This is a genomic window from Streptomyces sp. NPDC003027, assembly GCF_053591435.1.
The window spans coordinates 64,831-89,005 of sequence record NZ_JBSFTU010000018.1; the positions used below are offsets into that span (position 1 = coordinate 64,831).

27 protein-coding genes are annotated in these 24,175 nt (G+C 73.5%); 14 read left to right on the top strand and 13 right to left on the bottom strand.

Going from position 1 to position 24,175, the window contains the following annotated elements; genetic code table 11:
• Positions 1-336 precede the first annotated feature (336 nt).
• Complete coding sequence (locus ACWDX6_RS15440; protein ID WP_451485448.1) at positions 337-1,041, top strand: hypothetical protein; 705 nt, start codon at positions 337-339, stop codon at positions 1,039-1,041.
• The gene (locus ACWDX6_RS15445) at positions 1,038-1,409 is read left to right on the top strand and encodes a peptidase inhibitor family I36 protein (protein WP_451485449.1); all 372 of its coding nucleotides are present in this window, start codon (positions 1,038-1,040) and stop codon (positions 1,407-1,409) included. Before ACWDX6_RS15440 ends, ACWDX6_RS15445 begins: the two co-directional genes overlap by 4 nt.
• Before the next feature lie 112 nt (positions 1,410-1,521).
• Here ACWDX6_RS15445 and ACWDX6_RS15450 read toward each other — a convergent pair whose 3' ends face one another.
• The 3 genes from ACWDX6_RS15450 to ACWDX6_RS15460 are packed head-to-tail and all read right to left on the bottom strand — an operon-like array spanning position 1,522 to position 3,848.
• A complete protein-coding gene (locus tag ACWDX6_RS15450) occupies positions 1,522-1,977 on the bottom strand; it encodes a peroxiredoxin (protein ID WP_451485450.1) in 456 nt (151 codons plus the stop codon).
• Positions 1,978-2,028: 51 nt separating this feature from the next.
• Positions 2,029-2,595: a PadR family transcriptional regulator gene (locus ACWDX6_RS15455; protein WP_451485451.1), complete on the bottom strand. Its 567-nt coding sequence runs from the start codon at positions 2,593-2,595 to the stop codon at positions 2,029-2,031.
• A gap of 44 nt (positions 2,596-2,639) precedes the next feature.
• A complete protein-coding gene (locus ACWDX6_RS15460) occupies positions 2,640-3,848 on the bottom strand; it encodes an FAD-dependent monooxygenase (RefSeq protein ID WP_451485452.1) in 1,209 nt (402 codons plus the stop codon).
• A gap of 169 nt (positions 3,849-4,017) precedes the next feature.
• Between ACWDX6_RS15460 and ACWDX6_RS15465 the strand changes: the two genes are divergently transcribed.
• From ACWDX6_RS15465 to ACWDX6_RS15475, 3 genes are all read left to right on the top strand, one after another.
• The gene (locus ACWDX6_RS15465) at positions 4,018-4,533 is read left to right on the top strand and encodes a TetR/AcrR family transcriptional regulator (RefSeq protein WP_451485503.1); all 516 of its coding nucleotides are present in this window, start codon (positions 4,018-4,020) and stop codon (positions 4,531-4,533) included.
• 72 nt (positions 4,534-4,605) lie between these two features.
• Positions 4,606-5,091, top strand: a complete 486-nt coding sequence (locus ACWDX6_RS15470; protein WP_451485453.1) for an SRPBCC family protein — start codon at positions 4,606-4,608, stop codon at positions 5,089-5,091.
• A 188-nt stretch (positions 5,092-5,279) separates the two neighbouring features.
• Positions 5,280-5,588, top strand: coding sequence for a CU044_2847 family protein (locus tag ACWDX6_RS15475; RefSeq protein WP_451485454.1), 309 nt, complete (start codon positions 5,280-5,282; stop codon positions 5,586-5,588).
• A gap of 57 nt (positions 5,589-5,645) precedes the next feature.
• Here ACWDX6_RS15475 and ACWDX6_RS15480 read toward each other — a convergent pair whose 3' ends face one another.
• Positions 5,646-7,256, bottom strand: a complete 1,611-nt coding sequence (locus tag ACWDX6_RS15480; RefSeq protein WP_451485455.1) for an extracellular catalytic domain type 2 short-chain-length polyhydroxyalkanoate depolymerase — start codon at positions 7,254-7,256, stop codon at positions 5,646-5,648.
• A 168-nt stretch (positions 7,257-7,424) separates the two neighbouring features.
• Between ACWDX6_RS15480 and ACWDX6_RS15485 the strand changes: the two genes are divergently transcribed.
• Positions 7,425-7,955, top strand: a complete 531-nt coding sequence (locus tag ACWDX6_RS15485) for a tetratricopeptide repeat protein (protein WP_451485456.1) — start codon at positions 7,425-7,427, stop codon at positions 7,953-7,955.
• Between the two features lie 93 nt (positions 7,956-8,048).
• Here ACWDX6_RS15485 and ACWDX6_RS15490 read toward each other — a convergent pair whose 3' ends face one another.
• The 4 genes from ACWDX6_RS15490 to ACWDX6_RS15505 all read right to left on the bottom strand — a co-directional run bounded on the left by ACWDX6_RS15490 (position 8,049) and on the right by ACWDX6_RS15505 (position 11,840).
• Positions 8,049-8,366 carry a cupin gene (locus ACWDX6_RS15490; protein ID WP_451485457.1) on the bottom strand — a complete coding sequence of 106 codons (318 nt, stop codon included), beginning with the start codon at positions 8,364-8,366 and terminating at the stop codon, positions 8,049-8,051.
• A gap of 326 nt (positions 8,367-8,692) precedes the next feature.
• On the bottom strand, positions 8,693-10,345 hold the full coding sequence (locus tag ACWDX6_RS15495; RefSeq protein ID WP_451485458.1) for an acyl-CoA dehydrogenase family protein: 1,653 nt from the start codon (positions 10,343-10,345) through the stop codon (positions 8,693-8,695).
• Entirely contained in the window at positions 10,329-10,946 is a 618-nt protein-coding gene (locus ACWDX6_RS15500; RefSeq protein ID WP_451485459.1) for a TetR/AcrR family transcriptional regulator, read from the bottom strand. The genes ACWDX6_RS15495 and ACWDX6_RS15500 overlap by 17 nt, the downstream gene beginning before the upstream one ends.
• A gap of 309 nt (positions 10,947-11,255) precedes the next feature.
• Positions 11,256-11,840 carry a TMEM165/GDT1 family protein gene (locus tag ACWDX6_RS15505; protein WP_451485460.1) on the bottom strand — a complete coding sequence of 195 codons (585 nt, stop codon included), beginning with the start codon at positions 11,838-11,840 and terminating at the stop codon, positions 11,256-11,258.
• Between the two features lie 306 nt (positions 11,841-12,146).
• Here ACWDX6_RS15505 and ACWDX6_RS15510 point away from each other — a divergent pair, with 306 nt between their 5' ends.
• The 3 genes from ACWDX6_RS15510 to ACWDX6_RS15520 all read left to right on the top strand — a co-directional run bounded on the left by ACWDX6_RS15510 (position 12,147) and on the right by ACWDX6_RS15520 (position 15,434).
• Positions 12,147-12,767 (top strand): TetR/AcrR family transcriptional regulator, encoded by a 621-nt coding sequence (locus tag ACWDX6_RS15510; RefSeq protein WP_451485461.1) that lies wholly within the window; start codon positions 12,147-12,149, stop codon positions 12,765-12,767.
• The gene (locus tag ACWDX6_RS15515) at positions 12,764-14,203 is read left to right on the top strand and encodes an MFS transporter (RefSeq protein ID WP_451485462.1); all 1,440 of its coding nucleotides are present in this window, start codon (positions 12,764-12,766) and stop codon (positions 14,201-14,203) included. The genes ACWDX6_RS15510 and ACWDX6_RS15515 overlap by 4 nt, the downstream gene beginning before the upstream one ends.
• 79 nt (positions 14,204-14,282) lie before the next feature.
• A complete protein-coding gene (locus tag ACWDX6_RS15520; RefSeq protein ID WP_451485463.1) occupies positions 14,283-15,434 on the top strand; it encodes a PP2C family protein-serine/threonine phosphatase in 1,152 nt (383 codons plus the stop codon).
• Between the two features lie 20 nt (positions 15,435-15,454).
• Here the strand turns inward: ACWDX6_RS15520 and ACWDX6_RS15525 are convergent, their stop codons facing one another.
• Entirely contained in the window at positions 15,455-16,288 is an 834-nt protein-coding gene (locus tag ACWDX6_RS15525) for a hypothetical protein (RefSeq protein ID WP_451485464.1), read from the bottom strand.
• Positions 16,289-16,414: 126 nt separating this feature from the next.
• Entirely contained in the window at positions 16,415-16,831 is a 417-nt protein-coding gene (locus ACWDX6_RS15530) for a cupin domain-containing protein (RefSeq protein WP_451485465.1), read from the bottom strand.
• A 91-nt stretch (positions 16,832-16,922) separates the two neighbouring features.
• Here ACWDX6_RS15530 and ACWDX6_RS15535 point away from each other — a divergent pair, with 91 nt between their 5' ends.
• A complete protein-coding gene (locus ACWDX6_RS15535) occupies positions 16,923-17,930 on the top strand; it encodes a helix-turn-helix domain-containing protein (RefSeq protein ID WP_451485466.1) in 1,008 nt (335 codons plus the stop codon).
• Positions 17,931-17,963: 33 nt separating this feature from the next.
• Here the strand turns inward: ACWDX6_RS15535 and ACWDX6_RS15540 are convergent, their stop codons facing one another.
• Positions 17,964-18,551 (bottom strand): nucleosidase, encoded by a 588-nt coding sequence (locus tag ACWDX6_RS15540; protein WP_451485467.1) that lies wholly within the window; start codon positions 18,549-18,551, stop codon positions 17,964-17,966.
• 308 nt (positions 18,552-18,859) lie between these two features.
• On the opposite strand from ACWDX6_RS15540, the gene ACWDX6_RS15545 reads away from it, so the two are divergent.
• Both ACWDX6_RS15545 and ACWDX6_RS15550 read left to right on the top strand, forming a co-directional pair.
• Complete coding sequence (locus ACWDX6_RS15545) at positions 18,860-19,237, top strand: luciferase domain-containing protein (RefSeq protein ID WP_451485468.1); 378 nt, start codon at positions 18,860-18,862, stop codon at positions 19,235-19,237.
• Between the two features lie 73 nt (positions 19,238-19,310).
• Positions 19,311-20,180, top strand: a complete 870-nt coding sequence (locus ACWDX6_RS15550; protein WP_451485469.1) for a YhjD/YihY/BrkB family envelope integrity protein — start codon at positions 19,311-19,313, stop codon at positions 20,178-20,180.
• Between the two features lie 19 nt (positions 20,181-20,199).
• Here the strand turns inward: ACWDX6_RS15550 and ACWDX6_RS15555 are convergent, their stop codons facing one another.
• A complete protein-coding gene (locus tag ACWDX6_RS15555; protein ID WP_451485470.1) occupies positions 20,200-21,066 on the bottom strand; it encodes an ABC transporter permease in 867 nt (288 codons plus the stop codon).
• The gene (locus ACWDX6_RS15560) at positions 21,063-21,974 is read right to left on the bottom strand and encodes an ABC transporter ATP-binding protein (RefSeq protein ID WP_451485471.1); all 912 of its coding nucleotides are present in this window, start codon (positions 21,972-21,974) and stop codon (positions 21,063-21,065) included. Before ACWDX6_RS15560 ends, ACWDX6_RS15555 begins: the two co-directional genes overlap by 4 nt.
• Before the next feature lie 133 nt (positions 21,975-22,107).
• Between ACWDX6_RS15560 and ACWDX6_RS15565 the strand changes: the two genes are divergently transcribed.
• Both ACWDX6_RS15565 and ACWDX6_RS15570 read left to right on the top strand, forming a co-directional pair.
• The gene (locus ACWDX6_RS15565; RefSeq protein WP_451485472.1) at positions 22,108-23,418 is read left to right on the top strand and encodes a sensor histidine kinase; all 1,311 of its coding nucleotides are present in this window, start codon (positions 22,108-22,110) and stop codon (positions 23,416-23,418) included.
• Positions 23,415-24,104 (top strand): response regulator, encoded by a 690-nt coding sequence (locus tag ACWDX6_RS15570; RefSeq protein ID WP_451485473.1) that lies wholly within the window; start codon positions 23,415-23,417, stop codon positions 24,102-24,104. The genes ACWDX6_RS15565 and ACWDX6_RS15570 overlap by 4 nt, the downstream gene beginning before the upstream one ends.
• Positions 24,105-24,175: the final 71 nt, after the last annotated feature.

Consider the following 24,175-nt stretch of genomic DNA (forward strand, 5'->3'; position numbering starts at 1 on the left):
GTTCATCAATATGTGAGTGCGAAGGGGCCCGGTCCCCAGGCCCCCCCTCTGAGGTGACCGCCCTTCGCTGATCACGGCGATCGGCCCCGGTTGGAATCCCCCGTCCAACCGGGGCTTCGTCGTGTCCGCCCGCGTCCACGCGAGCGCCTCCGGCCTTCCCCGCGCCTCGCTCCGCAGGCGCTCACAACGCCCCCGAACGGCGCGCACTCCGGCGCTCTCGACCCCTTCGGGTGACCTCCGCATGACCCCGGCCCACCCCGGGCAATGATCGTCACGGGGTGTGACGGCCACGCTGTCGAACCCTGCTGACCAGGCATTTCTCAGGGGGGACCGTTCATGTTCCACAGGTCCGGGCATGCCCGCACCATGCTCGCGAGCACCGCCGCGGCGCTTCTCCTCGCGGGCTGCACCACCGTCGCCGCCGAGCCCTCGCTCCCCACGGAACCCCAGGCGCAGGACGCCCTCCTCCGAACCGCGGAGCGCACCCTCGTGGAGCACTGCCTCCATGCCCAGGGCCTCACCCCGGCGACGACCCGGTCCCGCACACCCGCCGCCGACAGCCGCCTCCAGGCGGCTCTCTTCGGTGCCGGCCCCAGAGAGCTGTCCGTCACCCTCGCCACCGGTCAGACCGTCACCGCCCACAGCGACGGCTGCCTCGCCACGGCTCGCGGCACCCTCTACGGCGACCAGGCGCGCTGGTTCCGCGCCCAGGTGATCGTCGGCAACCTGCGCACCGAAGCCCAGGCCCGTATGAAGACCGACCCCGTTCACCGCGCGGCCCTGGACCGCTGGACCCGGTGCGCCGCCCCGCCCGGCCTCCCCCGCCCGGAACGCCCCGACCCCGCCGTCGCCGCCCGGTGCGAACGCGAGAGCGGTCTCGCTGACGTGCGCGCCCGGCTGGAACCCGCCGAGCTGGCGAAGGTGCGCGCCCTGCGCCGGGAGCAGCTCACCACCTACCGGCAGCTGCGCACCCGCGCACTGCAGCGGGCGGTCGAGCTCTCCGCCCGCACCACTGCACAGAAAGGCGACGATGCTTCATGAAGCGACTCCTCACCACCGCCGCGGCGGCTCTCCTCGCCCTCGCCGGCGGACTGGCCATGACGACCCCTGCGCAGGCGGCCGACTGTCCGAGCGGCCACTTCTGCGTCTGGCAGGAGGCCGACTTCGGGGGCCAGCGGGCCAACTGGAGCGGTGACGACGGCTGGTGGGAGAGCTGGATCGCCGACACCGACTCCTCCTGGGCCAACCACGGCATCTCCGGCCCCGGCGTCAAGGACCACGTCCGCGTCTACGAGAACGCCTGGCAGGGCGGCGCCATGACGATCTGCCTGGCCCCCGGCCAGGAGGTCGGCTACCAGGGCGCCGCCAACGACCGGGGTGACTCCCACACCTGGGCGATGAGCTGCTGAACCCGGCACCCGGACGGCCCGCTCCGCTCCCGTGTGCGGGTCAGGCGGAGCGGGCCGTCCGCGGCCCACCCCGCGTGCGAGCGGGACGGGCCGCGTTCGGGGGAGCGGTGCTTCAGGACGTGCGTGCCCGGAGCGCCGCCAGCGCGCGGTCCGCGTGTGCGCTCATCCGCAGCTCACTGCGGACGACCTCGATGATCCGGCGGTCCTCGCCGATCACGAACGTGACCCGCTTGGTCGGTGCGAGCGAGAAGCCGCGCGTCACCCCGAACCGGTCGCGTATCGCGCCGTCCGGGTCGGACAGCAGCGGAAACCCGAGCGAGTGGCGGTCGGCGAACTCCTGCTGCCGCTCGGCCGGGTCGGCGCTGATCCCGACAGGCCGGGCCCCGACGGCCCGGAACTCGCCCGCCAGATCGCGGAAGTGGCAGGCCTCGGCCGTACAGCCCGGCGTGAACGCGGCGGGATAGAAGAAGAGGACGACGGGGCCGTCGGTGAGCAGCCCGGTCAGCGAACGGGGCGCCCCCGTCTCGTCCGGAAGAGTGAAGTCCTCCACCATGTCACCGACGTTCATCAGGCCCACCCCTTGTCCGACACCGGTCGCTCCGGTCGCCGACCGGTGACCTTACCCCTGCCGTACGGACCGCCGCTGATCCAGGATCGCCAGCACGCGCTCGCCCCAGCGAAGGTTCTCCTCCTCGAAGGAACGGCCCCGCATCAGCGTGAGGTACGGACCGATCCGCTCGGCCTCACGCAGGTACGTCTCCTCGTCCCGGCCCGCCAGCAGCCACTCCCGCGCCTTGTCGTACCGCGCGAGCTTGCCCCGTGCCCACTCCATCCGCTCCTCGACGAAACCACGGACGGCGTCCGTGTCCCCTTCGTCGCACGCCTGCACCTGCACCATCAACTCGTCGCGGATGGCCGTGGGGCGGGGGGCCGTGGCCGTGTAGGCGACGAGATCCTCCCGGCCGGCATCGGTGAGCGTGAACATCCGCTTGTTGGGGCGGCGCTCCTGCTGCACGACGCGGGCGGCGATCAGACCGGCCTCGGAGAGCCGGTCCAGCTCCCGGTAGAGCTGCTGCGGGGTCGCCGCCCAGAAGTTGGCGACGGACACGTCGAAGAGCTTGGCCAGGTCGTATCCGGATGCCTCGCCCTCCAGGAGAGCGGCGAGAACGGCGTGCTTGAGGGACATCCGGACACGCTAGCAGCGCGTCGAACAGCGTGATCCACACCTATTCAACCGGTGTCCCGCCCCTCCCTGGCCTCCCCGGTCGGCAGGCGGGGCGCGGTCCAGTCGGCGTGACGCAGGATCATCCTGACCGTCATGCCCGAAGGGGCCGCCCGCAGAACCGCGTTGCGCAGCGCCACGGCCGGCGGGCTGCTGAGCCGGTGCCCCATCCGGCCGGCTCGGCGGGCCGCCATGGCGACGGTAGTGGTACGGGGGCGGCGCTGGGCGTCGTAGGTGGCCAGCGCCGTGCCGGTGTCGGCGGCGTCCGCCAGGGCGGCGGCGAGGACGACGGCGTCCTCCAGAGCCTGGCACGCGCCTTGGCCGAGGTTCGGCGTCATGGCGTGCGCCGCGTCGCCGAGCAGAGCGACGCGGCCGGCGACGAAGGACGGCAGCGGGGTGGCGAGTTCGTGGACGTCGTGGTGGAGAACGGCGTCCGGCCGGGTCGCGGCCAGGAGCCGGGCGACGGGCTCGTGCCAGCCCGCGAAACGCCCGCGGAGCTCGGTGAGCGGATCGGCGTACCGTACGCCGGCCGGAGCGTTGAGCACCGCGTGCCACTCGGCCCGGCCGTCGGCGAACGCGATGTGCCCGAACTCCGCCCCGCGTCCCCAGGTGATCTCGAAGTCCGTACGGAGGTCCAGCGGGCGGTCGGTGATCGCCCGGAACACCGTCGAGCCGCTGTGGACCGGGCCCGGGTGGGAAGGCAGGAGCAGACCCCGGACACGGCTGTGGACACCGTCGGCGGCGACGACCAGGTCGGCGTCCATGGAAGCGCCGGTTCCGTCGGGTCCGCCGTTCAGCAGCACGCGTACCCGGTCCGGACTCGAACGGTCCAGGCCGGTCACCTCGGCGCCGACGGTCAGGACACCGGGCGGCAGCGCGGCGCGCAGCAGGCGGTGCAGCGTGGCACGCGGGATACCGACGATGGGCGTGCCGAGGGCGCGTTCGAGGGCGGCGCCGTCCATCCGGGCGAGCCAGGAACCGCCCGGGGTCCGGGTGCCTCCGGTGTACTGCCCACGGGCGGCGGCCCGCACGGCGGCGCCGACGCCGAGGGAGTCGAGGGCCCGGACGCCGTTGGCGGCCAGGGAGATCCCGGCACCCGCGTCCCCGAGGACCGGCGCCCGCTCCACGACCCGCACCTCCCAGCCGACGCGGCGGAGCCCGATGGCGGCGGCGAGCCCCCCGATGCCGGCACCGACGACGACAGCGGTGTTCCCCATGGTCCCCTGCTCCTCTTCTCCGCTTCTACAGCTGTAGAAGAGTAGCGCCGTGCTTCTACAGGTGTAGAAAGAGGGGGTGACTTCGCCTCGCCATACCCCCGACCGGCCCGCCACCGACCGACGCACCCTGCTCGCCGACGCCGCGCTCGGCGTCCTCGCCGACGCCGGCATGCGCGGGCTGACCCACCGGGCGGTGGATGCCGCCGCAGGGCTTCCGACCGGAACGACCTCCGCCTACTACCGCACCCGCTCGGCGCTGCTGTCCGCTCTCGTCCGCCGCCTGGTCGAACTCGACCAGGCGGAGCTGACGGCGGCGGTACGGCGAACCCCGGCGTTCCGCTCGGCCGCCGAACTCGCCGACGGCCTCACGGCCCTCGCCGTGGCCCGCCTGGCCGGTGAGGGCCGGCGTCGTTCGCTCGCCCGCTACACCTGCGCGGTCGAGAGCGTGCGCGACCCGGAGCTCCGCGAAATCCTGGTACCACGGGAGAATCCCGCACGCGACGCGGTCCGCCGCTTCCTCGCCGCCGAGGGCGTCGAGGACCCGGAGGGCCGGACGCTCACGCTGCTCGTCTGCGTGGACGGGCTCGTGCTCGACCGTGTGGTCGGGGGCGGGACGGTGACGAAGGAGGAGGTCGAGGGGCTGGTGACGGCGGCGCTGCGACCCGCCGGGGCCGGGCTTCGTTAGAGCAGTACGCCCACGAGCGCGTCCACCCCGCCGCGCTCGCCGACCCGACGTCAGCGAGGGGAGCACAACCCGATGGACACCAACGCCTTCGTCTACACCACCTATATCCGCACCACCCCCGACGAGCTCTGGCAGGCCCTGACCGACCCGTCCTTCACGCGCCGGTACTGGGGCGTGGCTTTCGACACGGAGTGGACCGCCGGGTCGCCGATGGTCTGGGACGAGGGAGGCCGCAAGACCGCCGACCCCGAGCAGACCGTCCTCGCGGCCGAGCCCGGCCGGCTCCTGTCGTACACCTGGCACACCTTCACGCCGGAGTGGGCCGAGGCGGTCGGGATCGGCGACGAGATGTACGTGAAGCTGGCCAAGGAGCGCCGTTCGAAGGTGACCTTCGCGATCGAACCGGCCGGGGACATCGTCAAGCTGACCGTCGTGCACGACGACCTGGAGCCCGACGGCATGATCCGCGACCTGATCGCCGAGGGGTGGCCGGCCCTGCTCTCCAGCCTCAAGAGCCTTCTGGAGACGGGCGAGGAGCTGCCGGAGCCGCCACGCTGAACCCGGCGGTACGCCGCGTCACGCGCCATGGCGCCTCCTCCGGAGATCGGGCGGCGGAGGCCGTCCCCCGAAGGGCCGGCCCGCCCGTTCCCCCGCCGCTACGCCGTATGCCCGCCACGGACGCGCGTGCGGCGCCGCCCGGCGATACTGGCGTCCTGCCCGCAACCCCGCCCCGGAGGAGTCGTGTGATGCCGGACGTCACCAAGGTCGAGGTCGCGGACGGTGTCCTCTACGTGGAGACGGAGCGCGTCGGCCCCGACGTGGAGCTCGAAGGGCTCGCCGATCACGTGGCCGACCTTTCCGGGGTCACCCGCGCCTTGTCCTCCTTCGCGGGGCAGCTCAGCGACGCCCTGCGGGCGGCGGCGCCCGACCGGGCGACCGTGGAGTTCGGCTGCCAGCTCGGCGTCGAGCCCGGAGGGCTGACCGCGATCATCGTGAAGGGCAGCACCAGCGCCAACCTGCGGGTGACGCTGGAATGGACGAAGTCCCCCCACTGAGCCCCCACTGAGCCCTCGGCGCAAGCGCCCGACGCCTCCCCCGGTCCGCCTGGCGGCCTACCGGTACTCCACCGTCAGCGCCGCCGGAGCGTCCCTGCCGATGAAGAGATACGCCGTGGAGTCGGGCGCCGACTCGAAACGCAGCCGCACCTGGGTGGTCCCGTTCCGGTCGAAGGCGGCGAGGGCCGCCGCCGAGAGCTCCGTCGACGTGGCGCTCCCCGACGAGAAGGCACCGATCTGGGCCCCGCCCTCCACCGTGGCCGCCGCCGACCAGTCCGACGCCTCGACCGGGCATGCCCCGAAGCAGCCCGCGCGGACGTCCACGAGGAGCCGGTTGCCCGTCGGCGAAGCCCATGGATCGCCGGAACCGCTGCCGCGACGCACGGTCAGACGGGCCCGCACGATCTCCTTGCCCGCCGGGATCCGCGAGGTGTCGAAGGACAGCAGCGCCCGGTTCACCCGGCCGTCGGTGCCCCGGCCGAGCGCGAGACCGTGACTGTCCTCCAGCGTGCCCACCGCCGCCCCCGAACCGTCCGTCGCCGCCTTCACATAGCCGTCCTCGGCGTCCACGCTCTCCAGGGTGACGCGACCGGTCTCCGGCTGCGGCGTGGAGCCGCCGCCCAGCGCCCGGACCATCGCCATGACCGTCTCGATCTGCTTGCCGCCGTGCCGCGCGTAGGCGGAGTCACCGAGATAACCCCACCAGTTCCAGCAGCCGTTGGGGTTCTCCAGCGTGGCCGTCGCGGCGGCCTGCGGGTAGAGCACGATCATGTCGTTGGTGTCGGCGTACTCGTTGAGGTACGCCTTGTCGACGAACCGCGTCCCGAAGCCCTGGTGTCCGTACCCCTGCTTGCAGCCGTGCAGGGCCACCATGAGGGTGCAGGCGGCGCCGGCCGAGCAGGACGTGGGCACGTACAGGAAGCCCCGGTCGTCGAGGGAGTGCGCCGCCGCCGTGCCACCGGGGGCATAGGCGTTCTGGTCGAACTGGATCAGCGCACCGCCGGGGGAGGCGCTCGGAGCCTCGACGGAGCCCAGCAGATGGCCGAGGAGGTCCCGCTGCGCGTCGATCCCGCAATGATTGATCCACGGACTCTGCGTGACCGTACAGGAGTTGGGGCCGAGGGGGCTGATCCAGGCGTGCCCGGCCGCCGTGGAGCGGTCGTACCGGACCCGCGCGCCGAACCGGCCGTAGTAGTCCGCCAGCGCGTCGGCCACCGGCCGCTTCACCGTGGAGTCGTTCGAGCCGCTGAAGACGTACACCGGGTCGCCCGCCAGCTGGGCCACCGGGTCGACGAGCCCCCGCGCCGACCAGTCCCGGGTGGTCTGCTCCAGATTCCCGAGCTGGAGGTCCTGCGTGGTGTTCATGCAGGCGTTGAGGGCGGTGGAGAGCGAATTCCGGGCGCAGCCGTACGGGCCCGAGGCGAAGGCCGCCGAGCCGCTGAACGTACCCGAGTACGCCACGTGGAGCTGCGTGGCCATGTAGCCGCCGGACGACACCCCCGAGGTGTAGACGGCATCGACGTTGTACGGCCGCAGCTGGCCGGGCACGGGTGCGGGAGCGGTGGACGCGGCGGAGGCGGCGGGCGTCGTGGCGGGGAGGAGGGCGGCGGCAACGGCGAACAGCAGCAGCGCCGCCGACCGGCGGACGGAGCGGGACGGTGGTCGCATGGAGTCTCCCGGGCGGCTCGTACGGACGGGGTGATGGCCGGGAGGGTAGGGGCACGCCGGACCGGGCTCCTATGGTCCCGGCCGCCACAACCGGCGGGCGGCGCTATGGTTCCCCGTCATCTGGCATCCGCCGCGCCACGGCCCCGGGCCGCCTGCGACGATGACGCCATGAGCGACGACGTGAGCGACGATGTGAGCGACGTACGGGACGACCTGCTGGCGGAGGCGATACGGCTGCGGGAGCAGGGCGGTCAGGAGGAGGCGAGGATCCGGCTGGTGGAGCTTGCCGCGCGGTACCCCGACGACGCCGAGGTGGCCTACCAGGCCGCCTGGGCCCACGACGTCCTCGGCCTGGAGGCCGAAGCGGTCCCGTTCTACGAACGCGCGCTCGCCACCACCGGCACGGGCGCCCTGTCGGCCGAGGACCGCCGCGGGGCGCTCCTGGGCCTCGGGAGCACGTACCGCGTCCTCGGCCGCTACGGACAGGCCGTCGACACGCTCCGCCGCGGGACCGAGGAGTTCCCCGACGACGGCGCACTGCGCACCTTCCTGGCGATGGCGCTGTTCAACACGGGCGAGCACCACGAGTCCACGCGGCTGCTGCTCAACCTGGTCGCGGCGACCAGCGACGACGCGCACGTACGGCGGTACCGGCGGGCCATCGAGTACTACGCGCGGGATCTGAACGAGACCGTGTGAGCGCCGTCGAGGCCGAATGACCGACGCGGGAACACCACCGCGCGTCTTCCCGTGGCGTTGAGGGGCCCGCTGCGCCGACCCCTGACGGCGCGACTAGTCGTTGACGGCGGTCAGCAGGACGACCGCGTCCTCCAGGGCGGCGAGGCCGTGCCGCTCCTTGGGGATCATCTGCAGCTCGCCCGCCGACAGTTCCTCCGAACGGTCGGCCGCCGTCACCTTCACCCGCCCGCGCAGCACCTGCAGGCTCGCGGCGGGTGGCGCGTTGTGCTCGTCGAGCACCGTCCCCGACGTCAGGGCGATGACACTCTGCCGGAGCACTCCGTCATGGACCAGCAGCTGGGCGCTCCTGCCGTGCGCGTCGTCGCGCGCGTTGGCGAGATGCTCGTCGGCCAGGGCTGCGAGATCGTGCATCGTTTCTCCCTGCGGGTACGCGGGTTCTGCCTCCCAGCCTTGCGCCTGTCCCGGGGAACGCAACTCGAAACAACCGGGGCAGGGTCGCGAGCGGCCGGGGCACCCCGCTCACCGACGGTCAGGGTTCCGGCGAGAGGGTCCTACGCCACCCGAGCGTGCAGCCGGACGCCCGTGACCACGGTGTCGTCGTCGGCGTGCGGCCGGTCCCCGACCACTCGCTGCACGGCCGTCCCTCCAAGGTGTCGTCCACCGCCCCGTCGCCCGCCGGAACGGGAAGGACCACGGCCGGTGGAGGGAAGCGGGGCACCGGCCGACGCCCGGAGGCATCACGGGCCGGCCGCCGCGGGCGTACCGCGCTCGATGATCGCCGCCGTGTCCAGGCCGGGGGGCAGCGTGCCGAAGGCGACGCCCCAGTCGCCGTCCAGGCGCGAGGCGCAGAACGCGTCCGCCACCGCCGGGTGACCGTGGCGGACGAGCAGCGAGCCCTGCAGGACCAGCGCCATGTGCTCGACGAGACGGCGCGCGCGGTACTGGAGGGCGGCCGGGTCGCCGAGGTCGGCCAGCTCCTTGCGCAGCCGGGCCGTGGCCGCGTCCAGCCGACGGTCGGCGCCGGCCGCCCGGTCGACCTCGGCGAAGAACGCCTCGACGGCGTGCGGCTGCCGCCCCATCGCCCGCAGCACGTCGAGCGCGGCGACGTTGCCGGAGCCCTCCCAGATCGACGGCAGCGGCGACTCGCGGTAGAGCCGGGGGAGCCCCGAGTCCTCCACGTAACCGTTGCCGCCCAGGCACTCCAGGGCCTCGGCCGCGTGCGCCGGAGCCCGCTTGCACACCCAGTACTTGGTCACCGCGAGGCCGATCCGGCGCAGCAGCTCCTCGTCCGCGTCACCCGCCGCCGCCCGGTCCACGGCGCCCGCCAGCCGCAGCCCCGCGATCGTCGCCGCCTCCGCCTCCACGGCCAGGTCGGCGAGGACGTTGGTCATCAGCGGCTGGTCGACCAGGCGCGCCCCGAACGCCCGGCGGTACGTGGCGTGGTGGACGGCCTGCACCAGCCCCTGGCGCATGCCCGAGGCCGAACTGATCGCGCAGTCCAGACGGGTCATGTTCACCATCCGGATGATGGTGGCCACGCCCCGGCCCTCCTCGCCCACGAGACGGCCGAGAGCGCCCTCGTACTCGATCTCGGACGACGCGTTGGAACGGTTGCCCAGCTTGTCCTTGAGCCGCTGGAGCCGGATCGCGTTGCGCGAGCCGTCCGGCAGGACGCGCGGCACGAGGAAGCACGACAGACCGCCGGGGGCCTGCGCCAGGGTGAGGAACACGTCCGACATCGGCGCCGAGGTGAACCACTTGTGACCGGTCAGCGCGTACCAGCCGTCCTCGCCCGCCGGTACGGCACGTGTCGTGTTCGCCCGGACGTCCGAGCCGCCCTGCTTCTCGGTCATCGACATCCCGGCGATGATCCCGCGCTTCGAGGTCGGCTCGCGCAGCCCGAAGTCGTAGAAGGGAGAGGTGAGGAGGGGCTCGTACACCGCGGCCAGATCGGGCTGCGCCCGCAGGGCGGGCACCGCCGCGTACGTCATCGACACCGGGCACAGATGGCCGGGGTCGGCCTGCCCCCAGACGAACACCTTCGCCGCACGCGCCACATGGGCCCCGGGGCGTTCGTCGCGCCAGGGCGCCCCGTGCAGCCCGTGCCGCACGGCCACCGTCATCAGCTCGTGCCAGTACGGGTGGAACTCCACCTCGTCGACACGGTGGCCGTAGCGGTCGTGCGTGTGCAGCACGGGAGAGTTCCGCTCGGCCGACCGGCCCCACTCCTGGGCCTGTTCACCACCGGCCAGCACACCCAGCTCGCGCACCTCCGCCTCGGCCCAGCCGGCACCCTCCCGGCGCATCCCCTCCAGCAGGGCCGGGTCGGCCGACACGTCGTAACCGGTGAGCGGCGGGACTTGGTTGGTGACCTCATGCGTGGTCGGCATCGGGAACTCCCAGGGCTCGCAGGGTGAAGGTGACCAGGGCGGGTACGGTGTCCGGCCCGACCGTGCCCGCCGCCAGCGGGCCGACGAGCGCCTCCGCGCCCGCTCCCACGAGCGCCGAGGCCGTCAACGCGGCGTCCTGGGGCGGGAGGTGGCCGGAGCGCACGCCCTCGGCGATCCGCTCGGCGAACACGTCGCGGAACGCCCGCCGGAAGACCAGTCGTTCGGCGTCCACCGCCGGGTCCACAGGCTCGGCGAGCAGCGCGTACGCCAGGCGCGGCGACTTCAGCGCGCGGTTCGCGAACGTCTCGATGACGGCGACGACCCGCTCGGCGGCGTCCGCGTGCCCGGGCCGGCCGGCCGCCTCGGACACCGCGGCGACCTCGCGCGAGACCACCGTCCGGAACACTTCGACGGCCAGCTCCGCCTTGCCGGCGAAGTGGCGGTAGACGCTGCCGGTGGCGATCCCCGCCCGCGCCGCCACGGCGGCCATGGTGCAGCCGGCGTAGCCGTGCTCGGCGAGCAGCCCGATGGCCGCGTCCACGACCGTGGCGCGCTGGGCGTCGAGGCGGGCCTGGACGGCGGGCGTGCGTCGGTAGGGCATGGAAGAAGTGAAGCAGTGATTCATTGCTTCAACAAGGGCGGGGGCGTCTCCGCTCGGGTCGGGCGCGGGGGCGGGTCGACAGGTTCGCCCCATGGCGCTTCAGCGGGCGGGCGTGGGGTCCTGCGCGAGGACTGGGCCGGCTCCGACGCGGAGTCCCTCCACCGTGGCCGGTACGCGGTGGCGCAGCGGATCTGTCTCGACGAGGTCGCCCCCCTCCCCAGGGTGGACGCCGTCGTCGGCGACACGGACTGCACCCGCCCCGGCGCATCCCGCGCGGCCGGGGGCGGGCGCATCCCCGCCGTCCGGGTGTCAGCCGACGAAGACCTCGGTGAGGGACCAGATCGCCAGGGCCGCCATGCACAGGCCGCCGATCCGCTGCACCGTTTTCAGCGGGACGCGCTTGGCGATGAAACGGCCCGCGACCAGGGCGAGGGCCGAGACGCTCATCAGGGCCGCGGCGGACCCGATCGCGGTGGACCAGGTGCCGTCGGTGGCGGCGAGGTTGGCCGTGGTGATCTGGGTGAGATCACCCCACTCGCTGATGAACACGGCCGTGAACGCGGTGGACCAGACGGGCCAGAAGCCGGTCACGGTCCTGCCGCCCGCCTCGTCCTCCCCTCCGTCGTCCCCGCCGCGCAGCAGCATGAAGGCGCCGAACGCGAAGAGCAGGGCCGAGATCAGCCGGACGATCCAGTCGGGCAGCAGGCCGATCAGGCTGCCGGCGCCGACGGCGATGGCGACGTGCACGACGAACGCCGTGGACGTGCCGAACCAGACGTACAGCGGACGCATCCGCGTGCCCATGGCGAGGGACGCGAACATCGTCTTGTCGGGAAGCTCGGCGAGGAAGATCAGCCCGAAGGCGGTGAGGACCGCCAAGGGGTCGAGGTGCATACCGGGGGCTCTCTGCTCGGTCCGGGCCCGGGATCCGCACGGCACCGCGGTGGGCGACGGAAGAACCACTCGGCCCGGCATGACGGACCGCGCCCACGGTGTGCGGGCGTGGCGAATGCCTGGCCGAAGGTCTCGCCCGTCCGCGCTTCCGCACGGACCCGGCCACCGGGAACCCGGGGGTTCCAGTGTGTCGACGACCGGTTCGCGGGGCTACTCCCCTTCGCTTCCGACGAGTGTACCGGAGGCCCTCGTCGATCTTGCCCGGATGCGTAGACAGTGTCTACGACGTGCTGGTAGACACTGTCTATGACCCGTGAATCCGTGGCCGAGGCCGGCCTGCGCGCCCGCTTGGTCGAAGCCGGAGTGGACCTGGTGCACGCGGAAGGCGCCCAGGCCCTCTCCCTGCGCGAGATCGCCCGGCGCGCCGGGGTGTCCCACGGGGCGCCCCGCCGCCACTTCCCGACCCACCTCGATCTGCTCTCCGCCATCGCCCGCGAGGGCTTCGCCGAACTCGCGGCCCGTGTCGCCGACGCGGCCGGCCCCGGACAGGGCCCGGACGACGAGCCCCGCGCCCGGCTGCACACCCTGGCCCGCGTCTATCTCGACTTCGCCCTCCACCGTCGCGGCATGTACGAGCTGATGTTCCGTCACGACCTGCTGGAGAGCGGCCGGCTCGGGCTGCGGGAGACGAGCCTGCCCCTCTTCGAGCTGCTGACCGGACTCGTCGCCCTCGCCCGCCCCGGCACGGACGCCGGCGCGGACTCCCGAGCGTCCGACGTCGCCGGCGCGCTCTGGGCCAACCTGCACGGCATCGCCCAGCTGTGGGGCTGGGGCAGCCTCCAGCTCGCCACCGGCACCCACGACGTGGAGCCCCTGGTGCGGGCCGCCGTCGACGCGCACCTCGGGCCGGCGGAGCGCGTACGGTGACACCGCCACGTCACCTCACGCTCGCCTGCGGCGTCCTCGGCGCCGCCGTCGTCGCCCTCGACGGCACCGTCCTCACCCTCGCCCAGCCCGCACTCCAGCGCGATCTGCGCGCGGACATCGACCAGGTCCAGTGGACCAGCACGGCCTACCTCGTCGCCGTCGCGAGCCTCCTCGTCTTCGCGGGCAGGCTCGGCGACCGCTACGGCCACCGCCGGATCCTCGCCCTCGGCGCACTCGGCTTCGCCGCCGCCTCGGCCGGCATCGCCGCGGCGCCCGGGATAGGCTGGGTCATCGCCCTGCGCGTCGCCCAAGGCGTGTTCGGCGCACTGCTGCAACCGGCCACCCTGGGCCTGCTGCGCGCCGCCTTCCCACCCGACCGGCTGGCCATGCCGATCGCCCTGCGCACCAGCGCCATCGGCCTCGCCGCCGCGACCGGACCCCTCGTCGGCGGCGCGCTGGTCAGCGCGTACGGCTGGCGTGCCGTCTTCCTCCTCACCGCCGCCCCGGCCCTGGCCGTCGGACTCCTCACCCTCACCCTGCGGCTGCCGGACCCGCCGGCCGGCGCGCCCGCCACGCGCACCTCGCTCGACCTGCCCGGCGCCTGTCTGCTCGCCGTGACGCTCGCCTGCCTGGTCCATGTGCTCGCCACCGGCCCCGCCGGCCGGCCCGCGGCCACCGTGCTCGCGCTCGTCACCGCGTCGGCGGCCGGGGCCGCCCTCGTCCGGCACGAGCGGCGCACCGCCCACCCGCTCGTGCCCCTCGGCCTCCTGCGGTCGGCGCCCGTCCTCGCCGGACTCGGCGCGCTCCTCGCGGCCGCCGCGACCCTGTCCGGAACGCTGTTCGTGACGACGTTCCTCCTCCAGGACGTCCTCGGACTCGACCCGCTGCGCACCGCGCTCCGGGTGCTGCCGCTCGCGGTCCTGATGGTGCTCGGCGCGCCCGTCGCCGCGCTCCTCGCGCGCCGCTTCGGGCCACGCCGTACGACCGTGTCCGGAGCGGCCCTCCTGGCCCTCGGCGTCCTGCTGCTCTCCTGCCTCGGCGACGCCGCGCCGGCCCTGGCGACCGGCGCCTGCTTCGCCCTGGTCGGCGCCGGATTCGGTACGGTCATGGTCACCGCCACCGCCGTGCTGGTGCGCCGCGCGGACGTGGCCGACGCCGGGGTCGCCGGCGGGCTCCAGCAGACGGCCATGAACATCGGGCCGGCGCTCGGCGTCGCCGTCGCGACGGCGCTGATGACGAGCGACCCGGGCGCCGGCCGCGGCCGGGAGACCACCGTCCTGCTGGTCCTGGCGGCCGTCGCCGCACTCGGCGCGGCCGCCGCGCTCCGACTGCCGCGAGGAACGCCCGCCCGGCGGACCGCACGACACGTCGACCGCGCGGAACCCCCGGGCCGGACCGGGCCCGTCGAGTCGGCCGCGTCCGCGCGGCGCCGCTGACCGGCTCGCGCCGGCCCGGGCGGACACGCCAGGGACGCGCCACCGTGAGGCCGGTGCTCCCCCTGCGTACGATCACGGAATGCCCTCTGGTGGTCACCGTCAGTCTCCCCTGTCCCGGACGCGCACACAGATCACCGTCGGCCGCGCACTGCCGTTCCTGGTCATCGTCCTGACGGTCGCCGCCGATCTGCTCACGCCCGACCGGGAGCGCTTCGACCGTCTCCTCGTCGCCGCGCCCGCCCTCGCCGCCATCACCTGGAGCGTCCGCGGCACCGTCCTCATCGGGGGCGTCGTCATGGCGCTGCGGGCGCTGCTCGGCGCCTCCAGGGGCGAGCCCCTCGCCCCCGACCTCCTCGCCAACGAGGTGGTGCTCGCGACCTTCACCGCGGCCGCCGCCTGGGTCAGCCGGGTCCGGGCGCGCTACGAACGGGACCTTCGCGAGCTCACGGCCGTCGCCGAGGTCGTGCAGCGGGTCGTGCTGCGGCCGCTCCCGCCGAGGCTCGGCCCCGTCGAACTGCATCTGCTGTACGTCGCCGCGGCGGCCAAGGCCCGGATCGGCGGCGACTTCTACGAGGCCGTCCGGGTGCCAGGAGCCGTCCGCCTGATGCTCGGTGACGTCCAGGGCAAGGGGCTCGGGGCCGTCGAGACCGCGTCCGTGCTGCTCGGCTCCTTCCGCGCCGCCGTCCACGACGCCGCCGGCCTGACCGAGCTCGCCGACCGGCTCGAAGAGGGCCTCGGCCGGTACGGCGCCTGGGACCCGGACACCGACGCGGCCGAGCGGTTCGCCACCGTCGTCCTCGTGGAGATCCCGGACGGCGAGGACGTCGTACGGCTCCTCAGCTGCGGGCACCCCGCCCCGCTGCTGCAACGGGGCGGACGCGTGCGGCCGGTGGACTTCGCCGACCCCTCCCTGCCGGTCAACCTGGCGGGTCTCGTCGAGGCACGGCACCGCGTCGAGGAGGTGCCCTTCAGGCCGGGGGACCGGCTGCTGCTGTTCACCGACGGCGTGAGCGAGAACCGCGACCGCGCCGGCGTCTTCTACCCGCTGGAGGAGCGGATGCGCGGTTGGGCGGCCGAGCCGGGGGACCGGCTCCCCGCCCTGCTCCACTCCGACCTCGTCGCCTACGGGGCCGACGGTCTCGACGACGACGTGGCCGCGCTCCTCGTCGTACGCCTTCCGGAACCGTCTCTCGAGCGCGGGCCGTCTGCCGGATCCCTGACCGGCGGCTGACGCCGGCCGGGCCGTTCGGCTCAAGACGGGCCCCCGCCCTCCTGGCCGGACGCCGGAACCGACTCGTAGAGGACCGTGTGGAAGCGGCCTTCCGTCTCCCGGCCGGTGGGGTCCGCCCCCAGGGCCCGGACCGTCTCGATCGCGAACCGCTGCTCCCGCTCGTCGGTGAACAGCCGCTGCGGATAGGTCACCGACGGGTCGACGACGGTCCGCAGCCCGTACTCCGCCAGACAGGCGGCGATCGGGGCGTAGTCCACCGTACGCAGTACGAACGCGCTCACCCGCAGCGGCCGCCGCGACCAGGGGAGCAGCGCGGCGAAGGTGCGCCGGGTCAGGTAGCTGCCGCCGCCGGTGAGGGTGATCAGCCCGACATCCGCCATGGCCGCGCGCAGCCGGGGGCTCGCAGGCTCGTCCCCTTCGAGGTTCTCCGCGAAGGCGTCGTCCAGGAGGCCCACTTCGCGTGCGTAGCGCAGGGCGTGGCCGGCGACGTCGAGCCCGAGGACCGGGGCGGCGTCCGGGCGGCGCCGTGCGGCGTAGAACGCCTTGTCCCGTTCGGCGAGCTCGGCGCCGGTCAGCTCGCTGACCTCCGGACCCGTGTAGCGCGCGTACAGCTCGGCCAGCGTGAGGTCGTGGTTGAGGAGGGCGGCGTTGATCCCGTACGAACAGCACAGATCGAGCACCGTGCCGCCGTCCCGCTCGGCCGCCGCGCGGCGGAAGGCGGCCTGGGCCCGCTGCGGGATCTCGTACTCCAGCGGCGCGAGACGCCGGAAGTACGCGCGCGGGTCGGGCTGGTCGTAGACGTCGTCGAACCGGGCTTTGCCACCGCTCGCGTCGCCGGGGCCGGACTCCTGCACGTGACTCGCCTCCTGCCCTTCGCGGGTCCCTCCCTCCACTCCAGGATGGTCGCGTCCCCGCCGCGCTTCAACGGCACACGGGTGCACCGACGGCTCACGGTGCTTCGACGGCCACGGCCGCCACGGCTACCCGCCGAGGGCGTGCCCCGTCGTCGCGTCGACATGGTCCGGGACGTCGTCGTGGCGGTCGCCGACCGAGAGGGTGCCGGTCGGCTCGAAGAGCAGGATGGACGCGCCGGCCGGTGCGTACGGGCGGTGCTCCACGCCCTTCGGCACGGTGAAGACCGAACCCCGGGGAAGGGAGACCGTGCGCTCCTCCCCGTCCTCGCGCAGCGCGATGCGCAGTTCCCCGTCGAGGACGAGGAAGAACTCGTCGGTGTCGTCGTGGGCGTGCCAGACGTGCTCGCCCGCCACCTTGGCGACGCGCACGTCGTAGTCGTTCACGTGCGTGACGATGCGGGGACTCCACAACTCCTCGAAGGAGGACAGGGCCCGGTCGAGGGCGATGGGCTCGTTCTTCGACTCACTGTTCAGCTCGCTCATGGGCCAATCCTGGGCCGTGACCGCGAGCCGCCGCGAGTGCTAGAAAGAGCACATGCCGCAAGGATCCTCGCATGAGTCAGCATGAGTCAGCATGAGTCAGCATGAGGCGCACGGGTCGCACGAGTCGCAGGAGGACGGGAGGCGCCTCCACCGGGTCGTCGTCGTCGTCGACGCGAACTCCAACCCCTTCGAACTCGGCTGTGCGACGGAGATCTTCGGTCTGCGCCGGCCCGAGATCGGCCGCGAACTGTACGGATTCCGGCTCTGCTCGCCCGAGCCGCGGACCCTCATGCGCGACGGTTTCTTCACCCTCACGGGCGTCGCGGGACTCGAAGCGGCCGACGAGGCGGACACCCTGATCGTCCCCAACCGCCCCGACGTCGAGGTCCCGCGCCGCCCCGCCGTGCTCGACGCGATCCGCCGCGCCCACGCCCGCGGCGCGCGCCTGGTCGGCTTCTGCAGCGGTGCCTTCACGCTGGCCGAGGCGGGGGTCCTCGACGGCCGCAGGGCGACCGCCCACTGGCAGTGGGCCGACTCGTTCCGCGCCCGCTTCCCCGCCGTACGGCTCGAACCCGACGTTCTCTTCGTCGACGACGGCGACATCCTCACCGCGGCGGGCAGCGCCGCCGCCCTCGATCTCGGACTGCACCTGGTGCGCCGAGACCACGGCGCCGAGGTGGCCAACGCGGTGAGCCGCCGACTGGTGTTCGCGGCCCACCGGGACGGCGGACAGCGCCAGTTCGTCGAGCGCCCCGTTCCCGACCCACCGGACGAGTCCCTCGCCCCGCTGCTGGCCTGGGCGCAGGAACGCCTCGGCTCCCCGCTCACGGTGGCCGACCTCGCCGCCCGCGCCTGCGTCAGTCCGGCGACGCTCCACCGCCGCTTCCGGGCCCAGCTCGGCACCACGCCGCTGGCCTGGCTCACCGGCGAGCGGGTGGCCCTGGCCTGCCGTCTGATCGAACGCGGCGAGGCACGCCTGGACGTCGTCGCCCGCACCAGCGGCCTCGGCACGGCCGCCAACCTCCGCGCCCTGATGCACCGAGAGACCGGACTCAGCCCGTCCGCCTACCGCCGCCGCTTCGGCCCCGGCACCGGCTGATCCGGAGGACGGCTCAGGAGCGGTGAGGACGGCTCAGGAGCGGTACGGAAGAACGTTCGCCGCGGCCCAGTCGGCGAGGGAACGGGCGCAGCCGGCGACCGTCTCGCGCCAGGTCCGGCCCGCTCCCTCGCCCGCGTCGTCGCTGACGTGCTTGACGATGCGCAGCGGCACCCCGGCGAGGGCGGCGGCCGACGCCAGGGCGTACCCCTCCATGTCGACCAGCGGCGCGCGGAGGGCGAGCCGGGCCCGGGTGGCCTCGTCCGCGATGAAGGCGTCACCGGTGGCCAGGACGACGTCCCCGCCGTCGGGCAGGGTCAGCGGCGTGCCGCAAATCTCGCCGGCCAGCTTGGCCAGCATCTCGCCGTCGAGGTCATGCTGCAGCACCGTGCCGACGACATGGGTACCCGTCCAGCCGGGGCGCAGCGCGCCTGCCGTGCCCAGATTGACGACACCGGAGGGCCGAGGGCCCCGGCCGAGCGCCATGGCGAGCGCGGTCGCCGCGTTCACCTTGCCCATGCCGGTCAGCAGGATCGGCAGATCCGTGTCGAGGAACTGCGCCTCCTCCTTGACGGCCAGGACGAGCAGCGGTCGGTCGGCCGTGATCTCTCCGATGAGTTCCATGGGGGCAACGCTAGTTCAACGCCACCCCCGCCCCAGCACCCGGGGCGCTGCGGGAAGTGGCCTCGACCGACCTTCCGCCGCATCGCGTACCGCGCCGGCTCGACGCGTTCGCCGAGGAGGGCGAGCGCCGGCCCGCCACCTGCCTGCTCGTCCAGGTAGACCCGGAGGCCCCTCGATGCCGTCAGCGTGACCGCCACCGCACCGCAGGTCACCTTCGCCGGCGCTGCCCCACGTATGTTTCGAGCCTCGGCGCGATTCTTTCGGCAGGACGCTTGTGCACGGCAGCCCGCCCCGGCACGCTCCTCGGTATGAACACAGCCAGGCACGCCAGTGAACGCCTGATGAGCTGGCCCTCGCTGATCGCCGACCCCGCCCTCTGCGGAGCGGAAACCGGTCTGCGGACCGCGACGCGCGAGATCGTCCACTTCCACGGGGAACACGAGGCGGACGTCCATCTCAGCCGGGCGATGATCGCGAAGCTGCGGCCCGCCCTCCTCGGGTCCAGCGCCGTACGGCTGCGCGCGGGATCCGGCTGGGTGACCGTCCGGCTGGAGATGGGATCGGACATCGACCTGCTGGCGACGCTGGTGAGCGCCGCCCTCCAGGCCTCCACCCGTGGCCCCGACCCCGTGGACACCGCGCCCGACGGCTGCACCCGTACCTGCCTCGCGTCCGGCCGCCGTTGACGCCGCCCTCCGCGTACCCCCGTTCGGCGGCATACCGGAGGGCTCCCGCCCCTCGGCGGGTACTCCCCGTGGCATGCCCCCCACCTCCGGTGCGCCGCACGACGGTGCCCCCGCCGAACACGGTCACTGGTTCCACCGCCTTCACCGGCGGGTCCTGACCTCGGCCGTCGGACTCGCCTGGAGCCGGGGGCGGGAGATGGAGCTGATGCACCGCGCCATGGGCTTCGCGGCCCTCAGCCTCCTCACCCTCGTACCGCTGCTCATCGTCGTCGCCTCGGCCGACCTCGCCAGCGGCCAGGGCTTCGCCCGCTGGCTCATCCACGGCCTCGGCGTCTCCGAGGTCTCCCAGGAAGAGGTCGAAGCGATCTTCGGCAAGCCGGGACAGGCACTGCAACGGACCACCGCCTTCGGTCTCGCCGCCCTCGCCGCGTTCGGCGTGACCTTCGGCTCCGCCGTACAGACGGGGTACGAACGGGTGTGGGACCTGCCCACCGCCCGCTGGCACACCATGTGGCGCCATGTCGTCTGGCTCGCCGTCCTGGTCGCCTCGCTCCTCCTCTTCGTCGGCGCCCCGACACCGGCGCACACCTCCGCCGCCGGTACCGTCCTGGTCGCCGCGGCCGACGTCACCGGAGCCTTCCTCTTCTTCTGGTGGTCACAGCGCTTCCTGCTCTGCGGCCGCATCCGCTGGCGCGCCCTCGCGCCCGGGGCCGTCTGCACGGCCCTGGGGCTGCTCGGACTGCGCGTCTTCTCCCAGTTCGTCTTCTCCCCCCTGATCGCCTCCAACGCCGTCACCTACGGGGAGTTCGGCACGGTCCTCGTGCTGCAGTCCTGGCTCGTAGGCGTCGGCTTCGTCGTCTACGGAGCCGCGCTGGTCGGCCGGATGATCCATGAGCACCGGATCGTCCGCCGGCTCGACCGCGAGCCTTTCGACCTTCCCTGACACCGTCGACGGCGGCCGCTCACTGGTCCCGCCGGTGCACGGCCGTCACCGTCACCACCGCGGCCGCCACCGCCCACGAGCCGTACACCAGCCACGCTCCGGAGAGCGACCACGGGTACGCCACCTCGTACGGCCCGGCCACGACGAGCCGCCGCCACGCGTGGTACGGCAGGCCGTGCGCGAGGACGGCCGACCAGCGCCGCTCGTCGCCGAGCACCATCGGCAGCAGGAGCACCACCACCACGTTCGCGACCATCGTCGCCGCGCTGTGCCGCAGGAGCGTACCGATCGCCATGCCGACCAGCCCCGCCACCGGAGCCAGCAGCGCCGACGCGACCACCAGGCGCACGGCCCCCGGCTCAGCGATCGACACCCCCGCGCTGCGCCCCGCCAGGACGGCCTGGGTCAGCCAGAACGAGGTACCCGCCACGACCGCGCCGAAGAGCGCCAGGACCGCCGAGACGACCACCACCTTCGCCGCCATCACCGAACGGCGGGCGGGAACCGCCGCGAACGTCGTACGGATCATGCCGGTGCTGTACTCCCCGACGACCGCCACGGCGCCCATCGCGCTGGCGCACAGCATCAGGACCATGGCACCGTTCCCCGTGAACGCGTCCCACAGGCCCATCCTCAACCGGACGAAGTCGGCCTGGTGCACCGCGTCGAACTCTGGCCAGTAGCGGTAGTCGTCATAGGCCGTTCCGACGTTGAACGCGAGCACCGCCAGGGCGGAGAGCAGCAGGGACCAGCCGGTCGAGCGCAGCGACCGGACCTTCAGCCACTCGGCCGCCATCAGATCACCGAAGCGGGCCCGGGGCTCCGGCGGGCGCGGTGCGGGCCGCGATGCGCCGGTCGGTGGGCGGTGCGTCGCGGCGGCGGTCATCGGGCCCCTCCCGCCGGGTACTCGACGCCGGCGGCGGTCAGTTCCATGAAAGCTTCCTCCAGGGAGGCGGTCCGGGGAGTGAGCTGGTGCAGCGAAATGCGGTGGCGCAGGGCGAGTTCAGCGATCCGCGGCGCGTCGAGCCCCGTCACCGTCAGCAGGCCGCCGGCCTCATCCCGCACCGCCGCGCCCTCGGCGAGAAGTACGCGAGCCAGCGCCGCCGCGTCGGCGGCGGCCACCGTCACGCTCGGCCGACTGCCCCGGGCCGAGAACTCCGTAAGGCTCTCCGCCGCGATCAGTTCGCCCCGGCCGACCACGACGAGCTGGTCGGCTGTGTGCTCCATCTCGGACATCAGATGGCTGGATACGAAGACCGTTCGGCCCTCGCCCGCCAGCCGCCGGAACAAGCCCCGCACCCACTTCACGCCCTCCGGGTCGAGCCCGTTGAGCGGCTCGTCGAAGAGCAGCACCGGCGGATCGCCCAGCAACGCGGCGGCGATCCCGAGACGTTGTCGCATCCCGAGCGAGAAGCCGCCGATCCTGCGTCGGGCCGCGCCCGCGAGGCCGACCTCGTCGAGGACCTCCTCGACCCGGCTCCGCGGGATGCGGTTGCCGCGGGCGAGCACCGACAGGTGCGCGGCAGCCGTGCGGCCGCCGTGGGCGTCGCCCGCGTCGAGCAGCGCCCCGACGTGCCGCAGTCCGCGGGGACGGGCCCGGAACGGGCGCCCGTTGACGGTGACACCCCCGCTGGTCGGAGCGTGCAGGCCGAGGATCAGGCGGAGGGTGGTGCTCTTGCCGGCGCCGTTCGGTCCGAGGAACCCGGTGACCCGCCCGGGGCGCACGGTGAAGGTCAGCGCGTGGACCGCGGTGGTTCCGCCGTACCGCTTGGTGAGTTCATTGACTTCGATCATGCGGTCCACGGTGCCGTGGCGGCCCCCGCGACGTCGTCGGACCGGCGATGGCACTCGACGGGGCGCGCTGTCGACCGGGGCTGTACAACCCTGGTCCGATGACCACGCCACCGCCAGGCCCTACGATCTGATCATGCATGCCGCCGCCTCCCTCCCCTGGCTCAAGCGCGTACCGTTCGGTGTCTGGCCGGTCGTCGCCTGGTGCGCGGGCACGGCTTTCACGTTCCTCACCCGGATGGAACTGCCCGGCCAGGAAGGGCCCGCGGTGCGGGCAGGGGTGTTCTACCTCCGATGGGACGGTCTGACCCTGCTGGCGCTCGCCACCGCCCTGGTGGTCGGCGGAAGCCTGCGGTTGCGCGAGCGGCCCCTGACAGCGCTGGGGTTACTTCTCTCCGCAGCCGCCCTGGGCACGCTTCCGCTCAGCGTCGGCGAGATCCCGCTGCCCCAGTTCCTGATGGTCGACGTGGCGTTGTACGTCATCGCCGCCACCCGGCCGCGCCGGACCGGCGTCATCGCCCTCCTCCTCGCCCTCGCCGTGCTCGCCGGCTATCTGATGACCCGCCTGGCGTTCGGCTGGAGCGTCGGTACCTCGGAGGAACTGGCCGTGGCGCTGACGGCGGTCATCGCCTGGCTGATCGGCAACTCGGCCTATCAGGCGCGGGTGTACGCCGAGCGGACGCACGCCGAGGCCGCGGCGCGCGCCGTGAGCGACGAACGGCTTCGCATCGCCCGCGAGATGCACGACATGGTCGCCCACACCATCGGCGTCGTCGCCCTCCAGGCCGGCGCCGCCGTCCGGGTGATCGACACCAGGCCGGACGCGGCGCGGGAGGCGATGGCCGCGGTGGAGACCGCCGCCCGGGAGACGCTGTCGGGGCTGCGGCGGATGCTCGGTGCCCTGCGGCGGAACGGGGACGAGGAACGGAACGGGGAAGGGAACGGGGACGGGGCCGGGCAGGGGGACGACGGTGGTTCGCTGCACTCCCTGGCCGGGCTCGCGGACGTCGAGGCACTGGCCGCCGCCACGACGGCTGCCGGGGTCCGCGTCGATGTCGAACGGCGCGGCGAGCGACGTCCGTTGCCTCCGGACATCGACCTCTCGGCCTTCCGGATCATCCAGGAGTCGGTCACCAACGTCGTCCGCCACGCGGGCGCCGGGTCCTGCCGGGTGACGGTCGACCAGCGGCAGGACGAACTGACCATCGAGGTCGTCGACGACGGCCGGAGTGACATCTCGACGGGCAGCGGTGCCCCGGCCCCTCCCGCCTCCGCTTCCGCCACCGGCGGCGGTGCGGGTGGCGGTGCCCGTACCGATGGTGGACACGGCCTCGTGGGCATGCGCGAGCGTGTCACTCTGCTGCGGGGCGAGTTCTCCGCGGCACCACGAGCCGAAGGCGGTTTCCGCGTCATCGCCCGCCTCCCCCTGCCGACAGGAGTCCGATGACCGACCACGCCGTACGCGTCGTCCTCACCGACGACCAGCCCCTGATCCGCGCCGCCCTGCGGATGGTCATCGCCGAGGCACCCGGCCTCGAGGTCGTCGGGGAGGCCGGGAACGGCGCCGAAGCGGTCGCGCTCGCCCGGAGCCTGAGCCCCGAGGTCATGGTGATGGACCTACGCATGCCCGGTATGGACGGCATCGAGGCCACCCGGGCGATCATGGCGGACCCCGGCCCCACCCGGGTCCTCGTCCTGACCACCTTCGACGACGACGAGTACGTCTACGGCGCGCTGCGGGCCGGGGCCTCCGGCTTCCTCGTCAAGGACATGGGCCTGGACGACATCCTCGCCGCGATCCGCGTCGTCGCCGCCGGGGACGCCCTGATCGCGCCGAGCGTCACTCGCCGCCTGATCAAGGACTTCGCCGACCACCCCGCGCCGGGCGCCCCACGCGGGGGCGGCCTCACCGCCATCACCGACCGCGAACGTGAGGTGCTCACCCTCATCGGCAGCGGTCTGTCCAACACCGAGATCGCCGAGCGCCTGGTCATCAGTGTCGCCACCGCCAAGACCTACGTCACCCGGCTGCTGTCCAAACTGGACGCCCGCGACCGGGTGCAGCTGGTGATCATCGCGTACGAGACGGGGCTCGTGGCCGTGGGCCCGCCCCGTGATCACACGATCCGGTGACGTGCTCGCGGGTCGGCCGACGCCGCCGCGCGGACCGCTTGTATGGGGGTGATCCACCTGGTCCGTCCGTC